We start from the raw sequence: 18899 nt of genomic DNA, 5'->3' as shown, positions 1-18899 counted from the left end.
CGATCCTGCCCGCCGGGGTCACCGGCGGGCAAGGAACTTGAGCTGGTTCTGAGGTTGTGACCTGTGGTTTCAGCGGTTCGACGGGCTACCCTTGGTCGTTTCGCTCTTCTTGAAACCGATGTCCTGGTACTGGGGGGCGGCGAAGCCCCAGGCGCCGGCGTTCACCACGTCCTCCCTGGCGGCCACCAGCTGGGGGCGCTGGTAGAGCGGGATGGAACCGGCCGCGGCCCAGATCCGGGCGTCGGCCTGGCGGATCAGATCGCCCGCCTCCTCCTCGTCGAGGGTGCCCGCGGCCTGGTCGAAGAGCTGGTCGATCCGGTCCGTGCCGACCCGTGAGTAGTTCTGCTCGACCAGCAGGGAGCCGTCCGAGGCGGGCTCGGGCTTGGCGAAGATCGGCCGGGCGTCGGTCGCCGGGTAGGCCGAGGCCGGCCAGGAGTAGAGGGCCAGGTCGTAGTCGCCGGAAGCGATGTGGTCCTTGAAGAAGCTCTCGTCGGAGACCTTGGTGACCTCGGTGCGGATGCCGACCGCGTCGAGCATCCGGACGATCTTGTCGCCGACCGCCCGCAGCGTCTCGGAGCCCGGCCCCGAGGGCAGGACGAAGCGGAGGCTGAGGGCCTTGCCGTCCTTGCCGAGGCCCTGGGGGACCGCGGGGGCGGCGGCCGGGGCGGCGCTGCCCAGGGGGGCGTAGGCGCCGGCGACACCCCGGTCCGGCTTGGTGTTGCCGGGGCGGGCGGCCCGGGCGCCGGTGTCGAGGGCCTCGGCGCGGGCGAGGAGGGCGGCGCTCTCCCGGGCGGCGGCGGGAGCCGGGGCGAGCACCCGGGTGCCGCTCTCGGGGCCGCCGGGGCCGATCCCGGGGGCGGCGGGGAGTTCGCCGGGCTTGTCGTCGCCGACGATGTAGAGGCCCTCGTCGGACGCCTTGTCCTCGGTGCCCGCGGTCTTCTTCGCGGTGCCGGCCGGCTTCTCGGCCGCCGCGTCCTCCTCCGGCTTCTGCTTCTCGGTCCCGGAGCCGGTCTTCTTCTCCGCCTCCGAGCCGGCCTTCTCCTCGGCCTCGGAGCCGGCCTTCTCCTCCGCCTCGGAGCCCGCCTTGGTGCCGGCCGGCTTCTTCTGGGCGCCGCCGGGGACCCAGCCGGCGTCGGCGAGGAGCGCGCGGGCCTCCTTGGTGTCCTGGTCGCCGAGGGCGTCGCTGCTGTCGGCGTAGGCGGCCTGTCCGACCAGGGCGAGGTGGCTGCCGGGCGGCTCGGCCGGGAGCCCGAGCGGCTTGAGCACCGACTCGGCCAGTTCTCTGCGGTCGAGGGCGCGGGCGACCGCGCGCCGGACCCGCTCGTCGGCGAGCGGCCCGGACTCGCCGTTCAGGGAGAGCTGGGTGTAGGCGGGCTCCAGGGACTTGCGGACGACGTAGTCGGCGAGGGTGTCCTGGTCCTTGGCGTAGCGGGCGGCGGCGGCCTTGTTCTCGGCGCGGGCGGCCCGGACCTCCTCGGCCAGTTCCTCGTCCTCGCCGTGGGCCAGCGCCCAGGAGCCGAGCGCCTTGCCCGGGGTGATCGACGAGCCGGGGCCGTGCAGCCGGGCGGCCTCGGCGCCGCTGCGGCCGGCGGCGGCGTCCTTGACGGCGAGGGCGATGCGCTCGGCGGTGGAGCGGTCGATCTCGGCGAGGTCGAGCTTCCCGCCGGCCAGGGCGGCCTCGCGGCCGGCGCGGGGCACGGCCCGCAGGACGAGGCTGTCGAGCTTGGCGGTCCGGCCCCACCAGCGGGGGTTGCGGGTGAGGGTGAGGTCGCCGGTCTTCGTGTCCGTCCTGCCGAGGAGGAACGGTCCCGCGGTGGCCTTGAGGGTGGTGCGGGCCCCGTCGTTGAAGGAGTTCGGGGAGCCCATCACCTGCTTCGGGTAGAGCGGGGTGAAGAGCGAGCGCCAGTCGGCGTAGGGCTTGGCGAAGGTGACCCGCACCTCCAGGTCGTTCTTGCCCTTCTCGATCTTCTCGATCCGCTCGTACCCGGCGTTCCTGGCGGTCCAGTAGGCGGTGTCCCGCCCGCTGAGGGCCCGCCACTGGGCGACGAAGTCGGCGGCGCCGATCTCGCGCCCGTCGCTCCACACGGCCTGCTGGTTGAGCTTGTAGAGGACGACCTGCCGGGGCTCGGTCTCGACGACCTCGGCGGTCTCCAGGTAGTCGGGGTTGATCCGGGGCCTGCCGCGCTCGTCCAGGGTGTAGAGGGCGGGCAGGACGGCGCCCGCGACGCGGCCGGTGCCGGCGTCGGCGTCGGCCTGGAAGGCGTTGAGGGTGGAGGGCAGCGCGTCCACCGCCCAGCGCAGGGTGCCGCCGTCGCCGACCAGGGCGCGCGCGGTGGGCGCGTTGTCCTGGGCGGCGGCCGGGGCGGCGTCGTCCTCGTCGGAGCTGCACCCGGCGAGGACGGTGACGGCGAGGACCGCGCTGGTGAGGGTGGCGACGGAGCGGAGTGTCCGGGAGCGGGGACTCCTGGACGGACCGGCCCATGTCCTCCCCCGGGGGGCGCCGACCTGGGACATGACTTTTACCCCTTCGTCCGGTTCGTGCCATGTGGGGATGATCAGACTCTCTTACTCATCCCACTGAACGGCACCCGGCGGACGCGGCCCCTCCGACACGGCGGCGGGCCCGGCAAACCCACTCGTGCGGCGCAACGGATCGGCGCCGGGACGGGGTTACGCGGCTCCCGCGCTCCACCGCCCGAGCACCGGCTCGGCCAGGGTGCGGGCGGGCCGGCACAGGGTCTGCCCGTACCGGTCGAAGAGCTCGTCGCGGGAGGCGAAGCGGCCCAGGTCGGCGCGGAGGTGCGCGGAGAGGTCGCAGGCGCCCGAGGCGCCGTCGCAGGCGGCCGGGGCGTCCCAGTCGACCCCGGTGCGGGCCACCGCCTCGAAGAGGGTCTCGGCGCCGCTGTTGGCGAAGCCGCCGGTGGGGGCGAAGCCGCCGCTCTTGGCGGAGCCGCCGGTGGGGGCGGAGCCGCCGGTGGGGGCGGAGCCGCCGGCGTCCTGCCGTGCCGGGTCCGGGCGGTCGAAGAGGTCCGCGATCGGGACCCAGGCCCCGTCGAGCCGGAACTCGGGCCAGGCGAGCAGCACCTCGGCGGGGACGAAGGGCCGCAGGCGCGGGAAGCGCGGGTACCAGAAGGAGCCGTCGACCAGCAGCCCGCGCACGCGCGTGGCGGTGCCCAGCGACCGGGCGACGGCCTCCAGGACCGCCATCCGCTGGCTGCACGAGCCGCGGCCGAGCCGCAGGGTGCGGGAGGTCCGGCGGCGGTCCTCCACCGAGTAGACGGGCCGCACCCCGGCGACGAGCAGCCGGTGGGCGGTCCTGAGCCGGCCCCGGTCGGTGCGGTCGCCCCGGGCCGCGGCCTCGTCCCGTACCCGCGCGGTGAAGGCCTCGACGAGCGGGTGTCCGAGGTCGAGGATCGCGGTCGGCCGGGTCGAGCCGGAGGTCGGGTCGGCGTCGGGGCCGACGGCGGGGCCGGACGCGGCGGGTCCGGCGGCCCCTCGGCTCCGGACGGGCATGAGCAGGCGACTCGTCATGGCGGCTTTCCCCCCTGGGCCGGCGGACGCCCGCCCGGGGCCATCCTCCTCCCCCGCCCCACGCGCCCGCGTACGCGGGGTCTCCCCCGCCCCACGCGCGCGTACGCGGGGGTCAGGCCGCCTCCCCGACGGTCACCCGCGCGGGCGCGTCAGCCGGTACGGGCCCAGCCGGCGCGGTAGGCGGCCCAGTCGCCCGGCTCCTCCGCGAAGTCCACGTACAGGGCGACGCCGAAGCGCTCCCGGCCCGGATCGGTCCGGCCGAGGCCGAGCCGGACGCCCCGCACGCCCGCGGCGACGGTCTCGGCGCTCTCGTGGTGGCCCAGGTCGTCCTCGTGGAAGAAGGGCAGCCCCATGAGCAGGTCGGTGCTCTCCGGGGTCACCTCCAGGGCGAGCGCGGTCTGCTGGGCGACGTACCCGCCGTACAGGGACTCCAGCGGCATCCAGGTGTCGTACGACATCACGGCGATCTGGTCCACCCGCCGGGCCACCTCGCCGAAGTACTCCTGCGACCACCACTTGCCGTTGTCCCCGAAGAGACGCAGCGCGGAGTGGGCCCCCGGGAGCGGGTCGATCTGGTGGGCCGCGACGGAGAGCAGGGCCTCGCGGGCCTTCGTGGTGCGCCGCAGGTCGTCGAGGAGGGTCAGGTGGTCGGCGTCGCCGGACTGGAGCGGCTCCAGGTCGAAGTGGACCCCGTCGAAGCCGGCGTCGAGGATCTGTCCGGCGGAGGCCGTGACGGCCGCGCGGGAGGCGCCGTCGGAGAGCCGGAGGCCGACCGGCCCGTCGTTGGCGAGGATGTCGCCGAGCCACGCCTGGACCCGGACCCCGGGCAGGGTCCGGTGGACGCCGTCGATCAGCCACTTCGCGCGCGGGTACCGGGCGGCCGGCAGGGTGCCGTCGTGTTCGAGTGGGCCCGCGTGGACGTAGAGGTCCTTGATCCCGGTGCCCTTCAGCCGCTCGGCGAGGGCCTTCAGATCCGCGTCCCGCTTCCTGCCGTCCACCCACGCGTGCCCGATCCAGTACGCGTCCTTGCCGCGCGTGCGGGCGTCGTCGCGGAGGTCGCCCGCGTAGCTGACGCGCAGGGCGAGCGCGCCGAAGAGCGGCGGCACGATCAGCAGCAGCACCGGCCCCAGCACCCACCAGCGCCTCTTGCGCCACATCCGTTTCAGTCGTCCGTCCACCCGTGCCCCCGAGGCGTCGCGGGTCTCCCCGTCTTCCGGAGACCACCGTAGAGATCAGCTCCGACAGGGACGCCCGCACCTCGACGGTCGGTTTCCGAAGCGGCTCGGCGCGGACGCGGGGGGGCGTCCGGTCGCGGAGGCGTTCCGTCGGCTCGCGGAGGCGTTCCGTCGGGTCGCGCAGGGGTCCGTCCGGTCGCGGGGGCTGTTCCGTCCGGTCGCGGGGGTGCGGACCAGTACATAACCTCCCCTTTGTGACCCGAAGAGCCACCCGAGCCCTGCTCGTGATGCTGGTGGCGGCGTGGTGGCTCGTGGCGCCCGCCGCGGCCGGCGCCCGCGCCGACGACCCCGTCGTCCTCCCCTCCGACGGGCAGATCCTCGACCGCGTGGGCGCCCTGCGCGACCGCAGGCCCGAGGTCGAGGCGGCCCTCGACCGGCTCTACGACGACCGGCGGATCCAGCTCTTCGTGGTCTACGTACGGGACTTCTCCGGCCGGGACGGACAGGACTGGGCCGACGCGACCGCCGAGCGGAACGGGCTCGGGCTGGACGACGTGCTGCTCGCGGTCGCCACGCACGACCGGCGGTACGGCTACTCCGCCGACCCCGACTCCCGCCTCTCCCAGGCCCAGCTCGACGACGTGGCCCGGACGGCGATCGAGCCGGCGCTCCGGGAGGACGACTGGGCCGGAGCGGCGATCGGCGCCGCCGACGGCTACTCCGCCGTCCTCGCCGGGCTGCCCGTCCCCGTCCCCTCGCTCACCCCGGGACCGGCCGACCCGGGCGGCCCCGGCGCCGTCTCCGGGACCGACCTGATCCTCCCCGTGGCGCTCGTCGGCGGAGCCGGGGCGGCGGCGGTGTGGGCGTACACCCGCCGGCGCCGGCGGACCGCCGGCCGCACCGCGCCCGACGGCGGCCAGGGCTGGGGGCGGCCGGCGCCGCCCTCCCTGGAGGAGCTCGACGGCGAGGCCCGGCGCACGCTGGTCGCCACCGACGACGCCGTCCGCACCAGCCGGGAGGAACTGGGCTTCGCCACCGCCCAGTTCGGCGAGGAGGCGACCCGGCCCTTCGAGGAGGCGGTGGCCTTCGCCGAGGAACGGCTGACCGCCTCCTTCCGGCTGCGGCAGAAGCTCGACGACGCCTTCCCCGAGGACGACGCCACCCGGCGCGCGATGCTCGACGAGATCCTGCGCCACTGCGCCGAGGCCGACGCCCGGCTGGACGCGGAGACGGAGGCCTTCGACCGGCTGCGGGCGCTGGAGCGGACCGCTCCGGAGGCGCTGGCCGCGGTGGAGACCGCCTTCCGCGAGCAGACCGGCCGGGTCTCCGGCGCCGAGGCGGCGCTGGCGGAGATGCGCGAGCGGTACGCCGGCACGGCGGCCTCGCCGGTCGCCGGCGACGTCGAGCAGGCCAAGGACCGGCTGCTCTTCGCCACCACCCACATCGGCCAGGCCCGCCGGTCCCTCGACACCGGCGACACCGGCCCGGCGGCCGTGCACGTGCGGGCCGCCGAGGGCGCGGTGGACCAGGCGGCCCGGCTGATCGAGGCGGTGGACCGGCGGGCCCGGGAGCTGGCAGAGGCCGCGGGCAGGCTGCCGGGAGCGCTCACCGAGACCGACGCCGACCTGGCCGAGGCGCGCGGACTCCTGGAAGGCGCCGCCGAGGGCGCCTCGACGGGTGAGCTGCGCGGCCGGATCGCCCGTGCGGAGACGGTGGCGGCGGAGGTGCGGCGGGCCGTGGAGGCGGGGCGGTACGACCCGCTGGACGCGCTGCGCCGGGTCGAGGAGGCGGACACGGCGCTCGACGCTGCGCTGGCGGGCGCCCGGGAGCGGGAGTCCGGCGACCGGCGCGCCCGGGACCTCCTCGGCCAGGCGCTGCTGAGGGCGCGTTCGGAGCTGGGGGCGGCCTCCGACTACGTCCAGACCCATCGGGGCGCGGTGGGCAGCGAGGCCAGGACTCGGCTGGCGGAGGCCGGGCGGCACCTGGAGCGGGCGGAGGCGTCCGCCGCGGACGGGCCGCAGGAGGCGCTGGCGGAGGCGCAGCGCGCGGACGGGCTCGCGCGGCGCGCGCAGGAGCTCGCGGAGCAGGACGTGCGGCGTTACGGGAACCCGGACGGGCTGGGCGGTGTATCAGGGAGGGGAGGGGGCGGTGGCGGCGGGCTCGGCGGGGCCGTGCTCGGCGGCATCATCCTCGGCGGGCTGTTCGGCGGGGGTTCCGGCGGAGGAGGGGGCGGGCGTGGGGGCGGATTCGGGGGTGGCTTCGGGGGCGGAGGTTTCGGCGGCGGGCCGGGCAGCTTCGGCGGCAGCGGCACGCGCGGCCGGCGGGGCGGCGGTGGCCGCTTCTGAGTTCCACGTCCACGACACCCTGCAAGGAGCGGTGCATGAGCAAGCAGACCATCCTCGGTCGCGTCACCCAGCTGGCGAAGGCGAACATCAACGCCCTGATCGACCAGGCGGAGGACCCGCAGAAGATGCTGGACCAGCTGATCCGCGACTACTCGGGCAACATCTCGGAGGCCGAGGAGGCGGTGGCGGCGACCATCGGCAATCTGCGGCTGATGGAGCAGGACCACGCGGAGGACGTGGCCGCGGCGGCCGAGTGGGGCGGGAAGGCGCTGGCGGCCAGCCGGAAGGCGGACGAGCTGCGGACCGGCGGGCGGGCGGAGGAGGCGGACCGCTTCGACAACCTGGCGAAGGTCGCGCTGGGCCGCCAGCTCCAGTCGGAGAAGGAGGCGCGGACGGCCGAGCCGACCATCGCCGCGCAGACGGAGGTGGTGGACAAGCTGACCTCCGGCCTGGACCGGATGAAGGCCAAGCTGGTCGAGCTCCAGGCCAAGCGGGACGAGCTGGTGGCGCGCTCCCGCTCGGCGCGGGCGCAGAACACGATGATGGACGCGGTCGAGAGCATCGACGTGCTGGACCCGACGAGCGAGCTGAGCCGCTTCGAGGACAAGGTGCGCAGGGAGGAGGCGCGGGCGCTGGGCAAGCAGGAGCTGGCCGCGTCCTCGCTGGACACCCAGTTCGAGCAGCTGGACGCGCTCGGGGACGAGGCGGAGATCGCGGCCCGGCTGGCCGCGCTCAAGGCGGCCTGACGGGCCCGGGCGCGGCGTCCGGGACCACGCGCGCGGGCCCAATCCCCGCTCAGAACATGCTGAGGAGCTGGTCCACGGTGGGCTCCGCCGCGGGCCCGCCGTCGGGCAGGGGCAGTTCGAACCAGACGGTCTTGCCGCGCGGGGTGCGCCGTGATCCCCAGGACGCGGAGAGCAGCCCGACGAGCTGGAGGCCGCGGCCGCCCTCGTCGGTGTCCTTGGCGCGGCGGCGCCGGGGCTGGACGAGTCCGGCGTCCCACACCTCGCAGACGAGGGTCCGGTCGCGCAGCAGGCGGAGCCGTATCTCGCCCTCGCCGTACCGCAGGGCGTTGGTGACGAGTTCGCTGACGAGGAGTTCGACGGTGTCGACGAGGGCGTCGAGGCCCCAGGCGACGAGCCGGCCGCGGGCGAGCTCCCTGGCCCGGCCGACGGAGCGGGGCTCGCGGGGCAGCCGCCAGTCCCCCACCGCCTCGGCGGGCAGTCCCCGGATACGGGCCATCAGGAGAGCGATGTCGTCCTCGCCGTGGCCGGTGTCGAGGGTGGTGAGGACCCGGTCGCAGACGTCCTCCAGGGGGCGCTCCCGGTCGGCGAGGGCCCGCCGGAAGGCGCTGAGGCCCTCGTCGAGGGGGTGGTCGCGGGATTCGACGAGTCCGTCGGTGTAGAGGGCGAGGAGGGAGCCCTCGGGGAGCTCGACCTCGACCTCCTCGAAGGGCTCGCCGCCGACGCCGAGCGGCATCCCGGGCGGCACGTCGAGGAGCAGCGCCTCTTCGCCGGGTTCGACGAGGACGGGCGGGAGGTGGCCGGCGTTGGCGAAGGTGCAGCGCCGGGTCACCGGGTCGTAGACGGCGTAGACGCAGGTGGCGAGGTAGACCTCGGCGAGCTCGGGGCCGCGGTTCTTGTGGGCGCGGGACTGCTGGGCGCCGATGGGGGCGCCGAGGCCGCGGGCGATCTCGTCGAGGTGCGAGAGGACCTCGGCGGGTTCGAGGTCGAGCTGGGCGAGGGTGCGGACGGCGGTGCGCAGTTCGCCCATGGCGACGGCGGCGCGCAGGCCGCGGCCCATGACGTCGCCGATGACGAGGGCGGTGCGGTGGCCGGGGAGTTCGATGACGTCGAACCAGTCGCCGCCGACCTCGGCGGCGTCGGTGCCGGGGAGGTAGCGACAGGCGATGTCGAGTCCGGCGGCCTCGGGGTCGCCGGGCGGGAGGAGGCTGCGCTGGAGGATGAGGGCCCGCTCGTGCTCGCGCCGGTAGAGGCGGGCGTTGTCGATGCAGACGGCGGCGCGGGCGGCGAGTTCGACGGCGAGGGCCCGGTCGCGTTCGCCGAAGGGTTCGCTGCCCTTGGTGCGGGAGAACTGGGCGAGGCCGACGACGGTGTCGTGGGCGAGCATCGGGACGACGAGGGTGGAGCGGACGAGGTCGCCCTCGCCGCCGGGCACGGTCCGGACGCGGCCCGTGCGCAGCGCTCCGGCGCTGGGCGAATTGAAGGGGTAGCGGTGGACGGCGCCGACCTCGACGGGGGCCGATCCGCCGATGTCGCCGGCCGGTCCATGGCCCTCGTCGGTCCTGAGCGGGGTGTCGGAGACGGCGCTGGCGAAGGCGACCCGGCGGAGTTCGGCGCTGCCGGCGCCGTAGCCCACGTCGTGGGAGCTGCCCCAGCGGCCGGGCGGGGCCTCGTCGCCGGTGAGGAGGCCCTGGTAGAGGTCGACGGAGGCGAGGTCGCAGAAGCCGGGGACGGCGACGTCGAGGAGTTCGCGGGCGGTGGCCTCCAGGTCGAGGGAGTTCCCTATGCGGGCTCCGGCCTCGTTGAGGAGGGCGAGGTTGCGGCGGGCGCTGGCGGCCTCGCGGGCGGCGTTCTGCCGGCGGGTGACGTCGACGCCGAGGCCGGCGACGCCGATGGGGCGGCCGGAGCCGCTGTGCACCCGGTAGAGGTTGATGGACCAGTGGCGGCGGATCCGGGCGCCGGGGGCGGCGCCGGTGATCCGGAGGTCGGTGACGGACTCGCCGGTCTCCAGGACGCGCCGGAGGGCGGTGGTCATCCGGTCGGCCTCGGGCTTGGCGAGGTAGTCGTGGACGCTCCGGCCGCGGTGGTCGTCGGCCTCGCCGCCGAAGACGGCGGCGAAGCGCTGGTTGGCGCGCTTGACGGTGAGGTCGGTGCCGAAGAGGAGGAAGCCGAAGGGGGATTGGCCGAAAATCGCCTGGGAAGCGGCGAGGTCGGTCTCGATCCGCCGCAGCGCGCGGACGTCGACGACGATGCAGAGGGCGGCCCGCTCACCGGTGCCGGTCTCGCTCGGCATCACGTACATCTCGGCGATGCCGTGCGGCCGGTCCCGCCCGGGGGTGCCGGTGGGGTTCGGGATGCCGGAGGCGGCGGGGATACGGAAGGGGACCAGGCCGGTCCATTCACGCCCGTCCAGGACCTCCTTGACCCGCTGGTGGCCGCGGTCGCGCAGCTCGGCGGGCATGAACGCCTCGACGGGGTCCTTGCCGCGGGCCTCCTGCGCGGACACCCCGAAGAGGTCGGCCGCCCGGCGGCTCCACTGGTCGACGCGCCCGTCGGGCCCGAGGGAGAAGGAGGCGACCCGGATGTAGTCGTAGATCGAACCGGGCGGGCTGCTCTGCCACACGACGCCGCCCGTCGTCTCGGATATCTCGCTCACGCGACCGTCCCCTCCAGCTCACCGCACCGGACCGGCCATGCTCGCAGTATTCAGCACGGCGGGCTCCGGCGGCACGACGTCCACGATCACAGGGTGGTCTCGGTCGGCTCGTGACCCGCTCCCGTGATCGTCGTCCCTCTCTCTTTACTCACCAGGGAGAGCCAGCTCGAACCATACGGTTTTCCCGGCGCCGCCCTGCCGGGTCCCCCAGCGGCGTGCGGAGCAGGCCACGAGACCGAGCCCGCGGCCCCCTTCGTCGTCGGGTCCCGCGGGCCGCTCGGTGGGCGGATCCGGAAGCGGATCGGAGACCTCCACGAGGAGGGCGGAGTGCCGGGGCGGGTCGGCGGAGGCACCCTCGGACCGCAGGATCCGCACGCCGATCGGCCCGGAGGCGTACCGCAGCGAGTTGGTGACCAGCTCGCTGACCAGCAGGACGGCCACGTCCCCCACCGCCGGGTCGATCTCCCAGGAGCGGAGGGTCTCGCGGACGGCGTGGCGGGCGGTGCGCACGGCGTCGGCCTCCGCCGGGAAGTTCCACTCGGCGCGGAGGCCGTCGGTGTCGATCACGCGCGATCACTTCCCCAACCGTGGTGCAGCAGGAAGAGGATCACCCTCTCCCGAGGGGCCAATGGGGACATACCCGTAATAAGGGACGAAATATCCCTCTGGGGGCGGCTACCGGCGCACGGTGGCACGAACGGCGTAGGCGGCGGCCCGCATACCGGGATCAGGGGCGCTCGGCGGGGAGCCTGAGCGCCGCCTCCGCGACCGCGGGGCGGTCCTGGTCGAGCCAGTCCACGGCGTCGAGTTCGTGGCGGGCGAGCCAGCGCAGCGCGTCGTGGTCCTCCAGCGGGCGGGGCTCGCCGGAGAGGAGCCGGGCGGTCCAGACCCTCAGGACGTAGCCGGGCTTGAGGGGCCATTCGCCGGGGATCCGCTCGCCGGGCTCGGCCTCGACGCCGAGTTCCTCGCGCAGTTCGCGGACGAGGGCGTCCTCCGGGCGCTCGCCGGGCTCGACCTTGCCGCCGGGCAGCTCCCAGCGTCCGGCGAGGTCGGCGGGGGCGCTGCGGCGGGCGGCGAGCAGCCGGCCCCGGTCGAGGAGGGCGGCCGCGACGACGACCACGGCACCGGTCCCGCGTTCGGGTCCGGTGCCGTGGTGTGTGGTGCTTTCGGTCATGCCCGCGAGGGTAGCCGGGGCATCAGGGGGTGGGCGCGACGCGTTCGACCCAGTAGATCTGCTTGTGGCCGCGGGAGTCGAGCGTGTCCGCGATCTTCTGGGCTTCGTCCTGGGTGGCGTACCGCCCCACCCGGTAGCGGTTGCCGTTGTCGTCCTGCCGTATCACGAGCCACGGTTGGACGACGCCGCTGTCGGTCATCAGGCTTCTCCCTCCGCCGGGCCAGACAACACCATGGATCTCCCGGAAACCTCGATCCGCATATGCCTGAGCTTACGCCTGACCTTCACACAGCGGATACGGATTTTCACCAAGAGATACGGATCGGCCGGGAACCGCCCCATGGCGGCCGAAGCGTCCGCGCCGGGCACGGGGAACGGCCCGGGAACACGCCGCCGCCCCGGCCGGTGTCGGCGGGGGCGGCAGGCGGCAGGCGGCGAACAGAAAGCAGGGAGCGGGGAGCCGGGAGCGGGCGGGGCTAGCGGACCGGGAGGTGGTACGCCAGGCGGAAGCGGTCGGCGGGGACGACGACGTCGGCGGTCTCGACGGCGCGGCCCGAGGCGTAGAAGGTGCGCTCGACGACCATCACCACATGGCCGGGCACGCCGCCGAGGACGAGCAGTTCCTCGGCGAGGCCGGGACGGGCGCCGACCTCCTCGACCACGTTGTCCACGACGACGTCGATCGCGGCCATCCGCTCGACCACGCCGCAGCCGCCGAGCGGCCCCTCCTCGGGGAGCATGACGGGGGTGCGGCCGGTGACGGCGAGCGGCTCCCAGGAGGTGGCGATCATCATGGCCTCGCCGCCGTCCCGGTAGACGTACCGGGTGCGCATCACCCGGTCGCCGGGCTCGATGGACAGCCGGGCGGCGATCTCCCGGCCGGCCTCCTCCTGCTCGCTGCGCGCGTCCCAGGTGCCGCGCGCGCCCTCGGCGGCCTGCTCCTGCCGGAAGGGGGTGGCGCCGGAGGCGGGGCGGTAGCCGGAGCGGGCGACGCGGCGGGGCACGGGGCGCTCCCGGACGTACGTCCCCGAGCCGGAGCGGCCCTCGACGAGCCCCTCGGCCATGAGCACCTTGCGGGCCTCCAGCGCGACGGTGTCCGACACCCCGTACTCCTCGCGGATGCGTGCCTGCGAGGGGAGGCGGGTATGCGGCGGGAGCGAGCCGTTCGCGATCTTCTCCCGCAGATCGCTCGCCACGCGCAGATAGGCGGGCTGCTCACCGAACGTCACTGGACACTCCCCTCAGGTTGACGGACAGCTACAGCCTGACAACCGAGTGTCGCCATCCGCAAGCATGGGCCAGAGTTTCACTCGAAGTGATGAAGCTGAATCCCCACCCCCCAACCCCTTGACCCCTATTGGTCTGGACCAATAACTTCCTGCCTGCGCGTCCACGCTCCATCCCGCCTCGCACAGGAACGAGCCCATGCGTCCCAGAGTCCTGACCAAGCTGACCCTCGGCACGGCCGCGGCCGCCGCCCTCGGCCTCCTCGCCACACTGGCCCCCGCCGCCGACGCCCACCCGCACCACCCCACCCCCCGGCCGCCCGCCGCCGAACACGCCCTCAAGCGGATCGGCTACTTCACCCAATGGGGCATCTACGGGCGGAACTTCCAGGTCAAGGACCTGGACACGAGCGGCTCCGCGGCCAAGCTGAGCCACATCAACTACGCCTTCGGCATCGTCGACAAGGCCGGCAAGTGCGTCATCGGGCCGGTGCCCGGCTCCGACCCCTGGGCCGACTACGTGCGCCCGGTCGACGCGGCCACGTCGGTGGACGGCGCCGCCGACACCGCCGAGCAGCCGCTCGCCGGCAACTTCAACCAGCTGCGCGAGCTGAAGGCGAAGCACCCGAAGCTCAAGGTCATGATCTCACTGGGCGGTTGGAGCGGATCGGCGTACTTCTCCGACGCCGTGCGCACCCCGGCCTCCCGCAAGGCGCTGGTCTCCTCCTGCATCGACCTGTACATCAAGGGCAACCTCCCGCAGGACGGCGCCCGCGGCGGCGCCGGTGCGGCCGCCGGCGTCTTCGACGGCATCGACCTCGACTGGGAGTGGCCGGGCTCCGAGGGCAACCCGGGCAACATCATCCGGCCCGAGGACAAGGTCAACTTCACCGCGCTGGTGCGGGAGTTCCGCAACCAGCTGGACGCGTACGGGCGTTCGCTGCCGAAGCGGAAGCACTACGAGCTCAGCGCTTACGTGCCCACCGCCCCCGCGAAGATCGACGCGGGCTTCGAAGTCGCCAAGATCATGCGGGACTTCGACTTCGTGAACCTCCAGGGCTACGACTTCCACGTCTCCGGCGAGACGACCGCCAACCAGCAGTCCGCGCTCTTCGCGCGGAACGACTGGAGCGTCGAGGGGACCGTCAAGTCCTGGCTGCGGCGCGGCGCCCCGGCGCACAAGCTGGTGGTCGGCATGCCGTTCTACGGCCAGGGCTGGACCGGTGTGACCGGCGGCGGCGACGGCCTCGGCCAGCCCGCGGCGGGCCCCGCCCCGGCGACCTGGGCGCCCGGCTCCGAGGACTACAAGAACCTCAAGAAGCTGGCGGAGTCGGGGACGTACAAGCTCTACCGGGGCGAGCGCAACGGGCACGCCTGGCTCTTCGACGGCACCACCCTGTGGACCTACGACGACCCGTCCGTGCTGCGCACCAAGTCCGCGTGGGTCCGCACCCACGGACTCGGCGGCGCGATGATCTGGTCGCTCGACGGCGACACCGCCGACGGCGAGCTGATCAGCGCCATCGACCGCGGCCTCACCCGCCGCTGAACCACCCCGCTCCCCCGGGAGCCGCCCGCGGGCGGCTCCCGCGGGGCCGCGGACCGGTCCGCCGCCGAAGGCGTCGCCGGGGCACGGGACGGCGGCTGGTCACGGGCCGCCGTCCCCGCCCCGGCGCCGCGTCCCGGCGCCGGGCCGGTCCGCGCACACGACGGGGCCGGGCCCCTCGCGCGGGGACCCGGCCCCGTCCGCGTACGTCCGAGTCCGCGGGCCGGGCGGGCGGAGGCGCGTATGCCCCGGGCCACCGACCGGTCGGGCGGAGCCGCGTACGCCCGGGGCCGCGGGCCTGCCGGGCGGAGCCGCGTACACCCGGAGCCACCGACCGGTCAGGCGGAGCCGTGGCCGCCCGGGGCCGCCGGGCGCTCCGCCGTGAGGCCCAGGGCCTCGCGGACCTCCGCGCCGCCGTCCTCCGGCAGCAGCTCCACGGCGCGGTCGTACTGCCCCCAGAACGCGTCCGCGTCCTTCGCCGCGGCCAGCTTCGCCCACTGCCGCGAGGCGGCGTCCAGGCTCGTCACGTACGCGGCCATGGGGGCGCGCGCGGACTGAGGCCAGGTACGGGCCTTCAGCCCGGTGCGGGCCCGGTCGATCGCCTCGCGCACGTCGGCCGCCCAGGCGCGGTCCGTCTCGACCCCGTCCTCGGGGCCGGTGTCCGGCTCCGCGAGGAGGGCGCCCTCGACGGGGTTGACCTGGGTCAGGAAGGCCAGCTGGTCGGGGGTGAGGGTCGTGCGGTCGGAGCGCAGCGAGCCCTTCGTCCGCTCCTCGCCGCCGAGGGCGCAGGCGATGCGGTGCTCGCCCTCGGTCCACGACCGCCGGTCCGGGAAGTAGGAGAGGCTCCACACCTCCTCGCCGAGCGTCCAGGTGTCGAGGGCGTACGCGGCGCCCATGGTGTCGCAGCGCTCCTGGCCGATCCGCTCCAGCTCCTTCTCGCCGGGCCAGCGGTCGAAGCCGGTGACCTCGAAGCGGCCGGTGATCTCGCCGTCGTGGGGCGCGGCGCAGTCGACGACCCGGACGCCGAGGGTGTACTCGCCCTCCTCGGCGTCGTCGAGGAAGCACTGCCCGGTGCGCAGGTCCATGGGCATGCGGGCGGTCGCGGCCTCCCTCATGCCCTCGTTGAAGGCCCTGAAGGCCTCCTGTATCTGGCCGGTGAGCAGGCCGAGGAGGACGAGCAGGGTGCTGAGGGAGGAGAGGACGATGCCGGCGACGGCGAGGCCCTTGCCGTTCTGTCCGCGCTTCCTGATCTGCCGCAGCGACAGGACGCCGAGGACGAGGCCGAGCGGCGGGAGGCAGCAGACGATGCCGCTGACGAGCGAGCCGATCGCGAGGCCGTTGGTGGTCGCCGGAGCCTGTCCGTACGGCCCGTAGGGGCCGGGGAGGCCGGCGTAGGGCATGCCCGGCGAGGTGTACGGGCCGGGGGCCGCGTACGGGCCGGGGGCGGGGTACGGGCCGGGGGCCGGCTGGGCGGCCGGAGCGGGGGCGCCGGGCGGCACCGGCTCGGACGGCTGGGGCGGCGGGGTCGGCTCCACGGACACGTGCTCCTGTTGGGGCGGGACGAACAGACGATCGGGCGCGCGCATCGTACGTGGTCGGGTCGGACCGGCCGCGACGCGGGGCACGGCGAAGGGGCGGCCACCGGGTGGTGGCCGCCCCTCGTGAGGGTGCCGCTCAGGGACTCATGTCCGGGCGGAGGCGCGGGCCCGGGCGGGCCCGCGTGCCCGGGTCAGAACTGGAGCGCCCAGGAGTCGATCTTGCCGGTGTCCGCGTTCGCGTTGTCGGTGACGCGGAGCTTCCACGTGCCGTTGGCGACCTCGGAGGAGGCGTTCACGGTGTAGGTGGTGTTGATGTTGTCCGCGCTGCCGCCGGTGCCGAAGGCCTTCAGCGTGTAGGCGGTGCCGTCGGGGGCGATCAGCTGGACCTGGAGGTCACCGATGTAGGTGTGGACGATGCTCACCGGGACCTGGAGGGCGGACGGGGCGTTGCCGGTGACGCCGCTGACGGTGACCGGGGACTCGACGGTCGCGTTGTCGGCGATGGCGTAGTCGGCGGTGTTCTCGAACTTCTTGCCGGGCGGCGGGGTGGTGCCGCCGCCGCCGACGAAGAGCAGGCGGTTCGGGGAGCCGGTGCCCGGGTTGGTCACCACGTTGGGCGTGGCGGAGTTCACCAGGGCGGTCCCGACCTGGGCCGGGGTGGCCGTCGGGTTGTCCCCGAGGTAGAGCGCGGCGGCGCCGGCGACGTGCGGGGACGCCATCGACGTGCCGGAGATCGTGTTGGTGGCGCTGTCGCCGGTGTGCCAGGCCGAGGTGATGGAGGAGCCCGGGGCGAAGATGTCCACGACGGAGCCGTAGTTCGAGAAGCTGGAGCGGGCGTCCGTGTTGGTCGTGGAGCCGACCGTGAGGGCCTCCGACACGCGGGCCGGGGAGTAGTTCGACGCGTTGGCGTTGCTGTTGCCGGCGGCGACGGCGTAGGTGACGCCGGACGCGATCGAGTTGCGGACGGCCGCGTCGAGGGTGGCGTCGGCGCCGCCGCCGAGGCTCATGTTGGCGACGGCCGGCTTGACGGCGTTGCGGGTCACCCAGTCGATGCCCGCGACGACGCCGGCGGTGGTGCCGGAACCGTTGTTGTCGAGCACCCGGACGCCGACGATCTTGGCCTTCTTGGCCACGCCGTAGGCGGAGCCCGCGACGGTGCCGGCGACGTGGGTGCCGTGGCCGTTGCCGTCCTGGGAGACGTTGTCGTTGTCCACGGCGTCGAAGCCGTTGAAGGCGCGCCCGCCGAAGTCGGCGTGGGAGATCCGTACACCGGTGTCGATGATGTAGGCGGTGACGCCCTGGCCCGCGGTGTCCGGGTAGGTGTAGCTCTGGTTCAGCGGGAGGGCCCGCTGGTCGATCCGGTCCAGACCCCAGGACGGCGGGTTGGGCTGGGTGGCGTTGATCTTGAAGACGCGGTTCTGCGCCACGGACTTCACGGCGGGGTCCGCCGCGAGCTTCCTGGCCTGCGCCTCGGACAGCTCGACGCTGTAGCCGTTGAGGGCGGAGGTGTACGTCTTCTTGATCTTCGCGCCGTACTCGGCGGCGACGGCGCGCCCCTCGGCGGTCTCGGCCTGCGCCGACTCCTCCAGGGTGACGATGTAGCTGCCGGCGATGGCGCCTTCGGCCCCGGCGTTCTGGATGACGCCCTCCGGCGCCGCCGGCGCGGCGACGGCCGGGAGGGCGGAGAGGGATCCGAGGGCGACGGCGGCGACGGCTATGGCCGCGGCGGTGGAGATTCTGCGGCGCGAGTCACGCATCACTGACATGCGAGGTGTCCTCCTCGTGGGGGGTGCTCCTGTGGGGGTGGAGCCCGAGTGACCTTCACTCAAGACAGGGACATGACAAGGCCGTACGGGGGACCGACACGAACCCCGCGGCTTCCGGCAGCCCTGCCGTCGACCGAAAGATTGACCGATCCATAGGAATCACACAAGGGCGCGCACACGACCGCAACACCCGTGCCACAGAGCAGACATGATTGATCGTCAGTTCGCTCATGGGCGACTCGCCGCGCTCACCTGCGAGGTTCCGCGTCGGCCCGACTCCCCGCGCCTCCCGCCCGGCCCGCGCGAATTCACAGCCCGGAAACGCGGCGGCGGGCCCGTCCCCGATCCCCCGGAGACGGACCCGCCGATGCGGAAGGGCTCAGAACTCGTCCGCCCTGTTGCGGAGTTCGGGCGTCCAGTAGCCGGTCTTCGCGACCTTCTCGTCGACGGCGATCCCGCCCGCCGGAGCCGCGACCACGACGCTGCCCTCGGCCGGGCCGTCGGCGGCGAAGAGGTTCACGGTGAACTCCTTCACCACCTTGTTGTCCTCGTGGACACCGCCGAGGGAGACCCGCACGTTGGCGTAGGCGGGGGCGCCCGGGTCCAGCACCACCGGGGCCGCCGGCCTGCTCTTGGCGACCGGGGGCACGTCCTTCGCCGTCTGGATCTCGCCGAAGGCGATCAGCGGGTGGTCGAGGAGCAGGCAGGCGCGGCCGGAGGTGTTGGTGGCGGTCAGCACGATGTGCTCGGTGGGCACCTCGTCGGCCTTCGCCGCGGTGACCTTCACGTCGCCGTGGACGCAGACCGGCACCTTGGCGTCGGCGCCCGTACCGCCCGCCCCCTCGCCCTTCGCGGCGGCCGGGGCGGCGGACGCGGTCGCGGACCCGCCCCCGGACCCGCCCGTGGTGCCGGACCCGCCGGTGGAGCCCGAGGCGTCCGTGGAGCCCTTGGCGTCCGTCGTGCCCGTGGCGCTCTCCCCGGAGCCGGGGGTGGCCGAGGCGGCCGGAGCGGCGGTCGTTGTCCGCGGCGCCACCGACCCGGTCGTCGTCGCGCTGCCGGCGTCCTTCGCGCCGGTGTCCCCTCCCCCGCAGGCCGTCAGCGAGAGCGAGGCCGCGGCGAGGGCGGCGAGGAGCAGGGTCGTCCTGGTCGGGCGGTGAGTCGTACGCATGCGGTGTTCCCCCGTGAGGCGTGAAGCGGTC

At 74.5% G+C, this 18899-nt stretch carries 14 protein-coding genes; 3 read left to right on the top strand and 11 right to left on the bottom strand.

What is annotated here, in order from left to right; translation table 11 throughout:
* Window positions 1-69: 69 nt before the first annotated feature.
* From ACF1BN_RS33665 to ACF1BN_RS33655, 3 genes are all read right to left on the bottom strand, one after another.
* On the bottom strand, window positions 70-2514 hold the full coding sequence (locus ACF1BN_RS33665) for an ABC transporter substrate-binding protein (protein ID WP_392335385.1): 2445 nt from the start codon (window positions 2512-2514) through the stop codon (window positions 70-72).
* 156 nt (window positions 2515-2670) lie between these two features.
* Window positions 2671-3531, bottom strand: coding sequence for a transglutaminase domain-containing protein (locus ACF1BN_RS33660; protein ID WP_392335384.1), 861 nt, complete (start codon window positions 3529-3531; stop codon window positions 2671-2673).
* A gap of 149 nt (window positions 3532-3680) precedes the next feature.
* Window positions 3681-4688, bottom strand: coding sequence for a hypothetical protein (locus tag ACF1BN_RS33655; RefSeq protein ID WP_392335383.1), 1008 nt, complete (start codon window positions 4686-4688; stop codon window positions 3681-3683).
* A gap of 305 nt (window positions 4689-4993) precedes the next feature.
* Between ACF1BN_RS33655 and ACF1BN_RS33650 the strand changes: the two genes are divergently transcribed.
* Window positions 4994-7051, top strand: coding sequence for a TPM domain-containing protein (locus tag ACF1BN_RS33650; protein ID WP_392335403.1), 2058 nt, complete (start codon window positions 4994-4996; stop codon window positions 7049-7051).
* 35 nt (window positions 7052-7086) lie between these two features.
* Window positions 7087-7797: a PspA/IM30 family protein gene (locus ACF1BN_RS33645; RefSeq protein WP_392335382.1), complete on the top strand. Its 711-nt coding sequence runs from the start codon at window positions 7087-7089 to the stop codon at window positions 7795-7797.
* A 49-nt stretch (window positions 7798-7846) separates the two neighbouring features.
* On the opposite strand, the gene ACF1BN_RS33640 is transcribed toward ACF1BN_RS33645, so the two are convergent.
* The 5 genes from ACF1BN_RS33640 to ACF1BN_RS33620 all read right to left on the bottom strand — a co-directional run bounded on the left by ACF1BN_RS33640 (window position 7847) and on the right by ACF1BN_RS33620 (window position 12853).
* Window positions 7847-10450, bottom strand: coding sequence for a SpoIIE family protein phosphatase (locus ACF1BN_RS33640; RefSeq protein WP_392335381.1), 2604 nt, complete (start codon window positions 10448-10450; stop codon window positions 7847-7849).
* A gap of 144 nt (window positions 10451-10594) precedes the next feature.
* Window positions 10595-11017 carry an ATP-binding protein gene (locus ACF1BN_RS33635; RefSeq protein ID WP_392335380.1) on the bottom strand — a complete coding sequence of 141 codons (423 nt, stop codon included), beginning with the start codon at window positions 11015-11017 and terminating at the stop codon, window positions 10595-10597.
* Window positions 11018-11177: 160 nt separating this feature from the next.
* Window positions 11178-11624 carry a (deoxy)nucleoside triphosphate pyrophosphohydrolase gene (locus ACF1BN_RS33630; RefSeq protein ID WP_392335379.1) on the bottom strand — a complete coding sequence of 149 codons (447 nt, stop codon included), beginning with the start codon at window positions 11622-11624 and terminating at the stop codon, window positions 11178-11180.
* A gap of 22 nt (window positions 11625-11646) precedes the next feature.
* Window positions 11647-11823 (bottom strand): SPOR domain-containing protein, encoded by a 177-nt coding sequence (locus ACF1BN_RS33625; protein ID WP_392335378.1) that lies wholly within the window; start codon window positions 11821-11823, stop codon window positions 11647-11649.
* Between the two features lie 277 nt (window positions 11824-12100).
* Window positions 12101-12853, bottom strand: a complete 753-nt coding sequence (locus tag ACF1BN_RS33620; protein ID WP_392335377.1) for a GntR family transcriptional regulator — start codon at window positions 12851-12853, stop codon at window positions 12101-12103.
* Between the two features lie 196 nt (window positions 12854-13049).
* On the opposite strand from ACF1BN_RS33620, the gene ACF1BN_RS33615 reads away from it, so the two are divergent.
* Window positions 13050-14399, top strand: a complete 1350-nt coding sequence (locus ACF1BN_RS33615) for a glycoside hydrolase family 18 protein (protein ID WP_392335376.1) — start codon at window positions 13050-13052, stop codon at window positions 14397-14399.
* Between the two features lie 335 nt (window positions 14400-14734).
* On the opposite strand, the gene ACF1BN_RS33610 is transcribed toward ACF1BN_RS33615, so the two are convergent.
* The 3 genes from ACF1BN_RS33610 to ACF1BN_RS33600 form a co-directional block, all read right to left on the bottom strand.
* A complete protein-coding gene (locus tag ACF1BN_RS33610) occupies window positions 14735-15931 on the bottom strand; it encodes a DUF4190 domain-containing protein (RefSeq protein ID WP_392335375.1) in 1197 nt (398 codons plus the stop codon).
* Between the two features lie 194 nt (window positions 15932-16125).
* Window positions 16126-17700, bottom strand: coding sequence for a S8 family peptidase (locus ACF1BN_RS33605; RefSeq protein ID WP_392335374.1), 1575 nt, complete (start codon window positions 17698-17700; stop codon window positions 16126-16128).
* Between the two features lie 379 nt (window positions 17701-18079).
* Complete coding sequence (locus ACF1BN_RS33600; protein ID WP_392335373.1) at window positions 18080-18868, bottom strand: DUF4232 domain-containing protein; 789 nt, start codon at window positions 18866-18868, stop codon at window positions 18080-18082.
* Window positions 18869-18899 lie beyond the last annotated feature (31 nt).

The organism is Streptomyces sp. NPDC014861 (assembly GCF_043081625.1).
In the GTDB taxonomy this organism is placed as follows: Bacteria; Actinomycetota; Actinomycetes; order Streptomycetales; family Streptomycetaceae; genus Streptomyces.
Note: the sequence above shows the minus strand (reverse complement) of the source record. Positions and strands in the feature narration are given on the sequence as shown.

What these genes read in the sequence shown, in the direction of transcription:
- ACF1BN_RS33665 (WP_392335385.1), bottom strand. Translation starts at nt 2,514, where the DNA reads ATGTCCCAGGTCGGCGCCCCCCGGGGGAGGACATGGGCCGGTCCGTCC.
- ACF1BN_RS33660 (WP_392335384.1), bottom strand. Translation starts at nt 3,531, where the DNA reads ATGACGAGTCGCCTGCTCATGCCCGTCCGGAGCCGAGGGGCCGCCGGA.
- ACF1BN_RS33655 (WP_392335383.1), bottom strand. Translation starts at nt 4,688, where the DNA reads ATGTGGCGCAAGAGGCGCTGGTGGGTGCTGGGGCCGGTGCTGCTGCTG.
- ACF1BN_RS33650 (WP_392335403.1), top strand. Translation starts at nt 4,994, where the DNA reads ATGCTGGTGGCGGCGTGGTGGCTCGTGGCGCCCGCCGCGGCCGGCGCC.
- ACF1BN_RS33645 (WP_392335382.1), top strand. Translation starts at nt 7,087, where the DNA reads ATGAGCAAGCAGACCATCCTCGGTCGCGTCACCCAGCTGGCGAAGGCG.
- ACF1BN_RS33630 (WP_392335379.1), bottom strand. Translation starts at nt 11,624, where the DNA reads ATGACCGAAAGCACCACACACCACGGCACCGGACCCGAACGCGGGACC.
- ACF1BN_RS33625 (WP_392335378.1), bottom strand. Translation starts at nt 11,823, where the DNA reads ATGACCGACAGCGGCGTCGTCCAACCGTGGCTCGTGATACGGCAGGAC.
- ACF1BN_RS33615 (WP_392335376.1), top strand. Translation starts at nt 13,050, where the DNA reads ATGCGTCCCAGAGTCCTGACCAAGCTGACCCTCGGCACGGCCGCGGCC.
- ACF1BN_RS33605 (WP_392335374.1), bottom strand. Translation starts at nt 17,700, where the DNA reads ATGTCAGTGATGCGTGACTCGCGCCGCAGAATCTCCACCGCCGCGGCC.
- ACF1BN_RS33600 (WP_392335373.1), bottom strand. Translation starts at nt 18,868, where the DNA reads ATGCGTACGACTCACCGCCCGACCAGGACGACCCTGCTCCTCGCCGCC.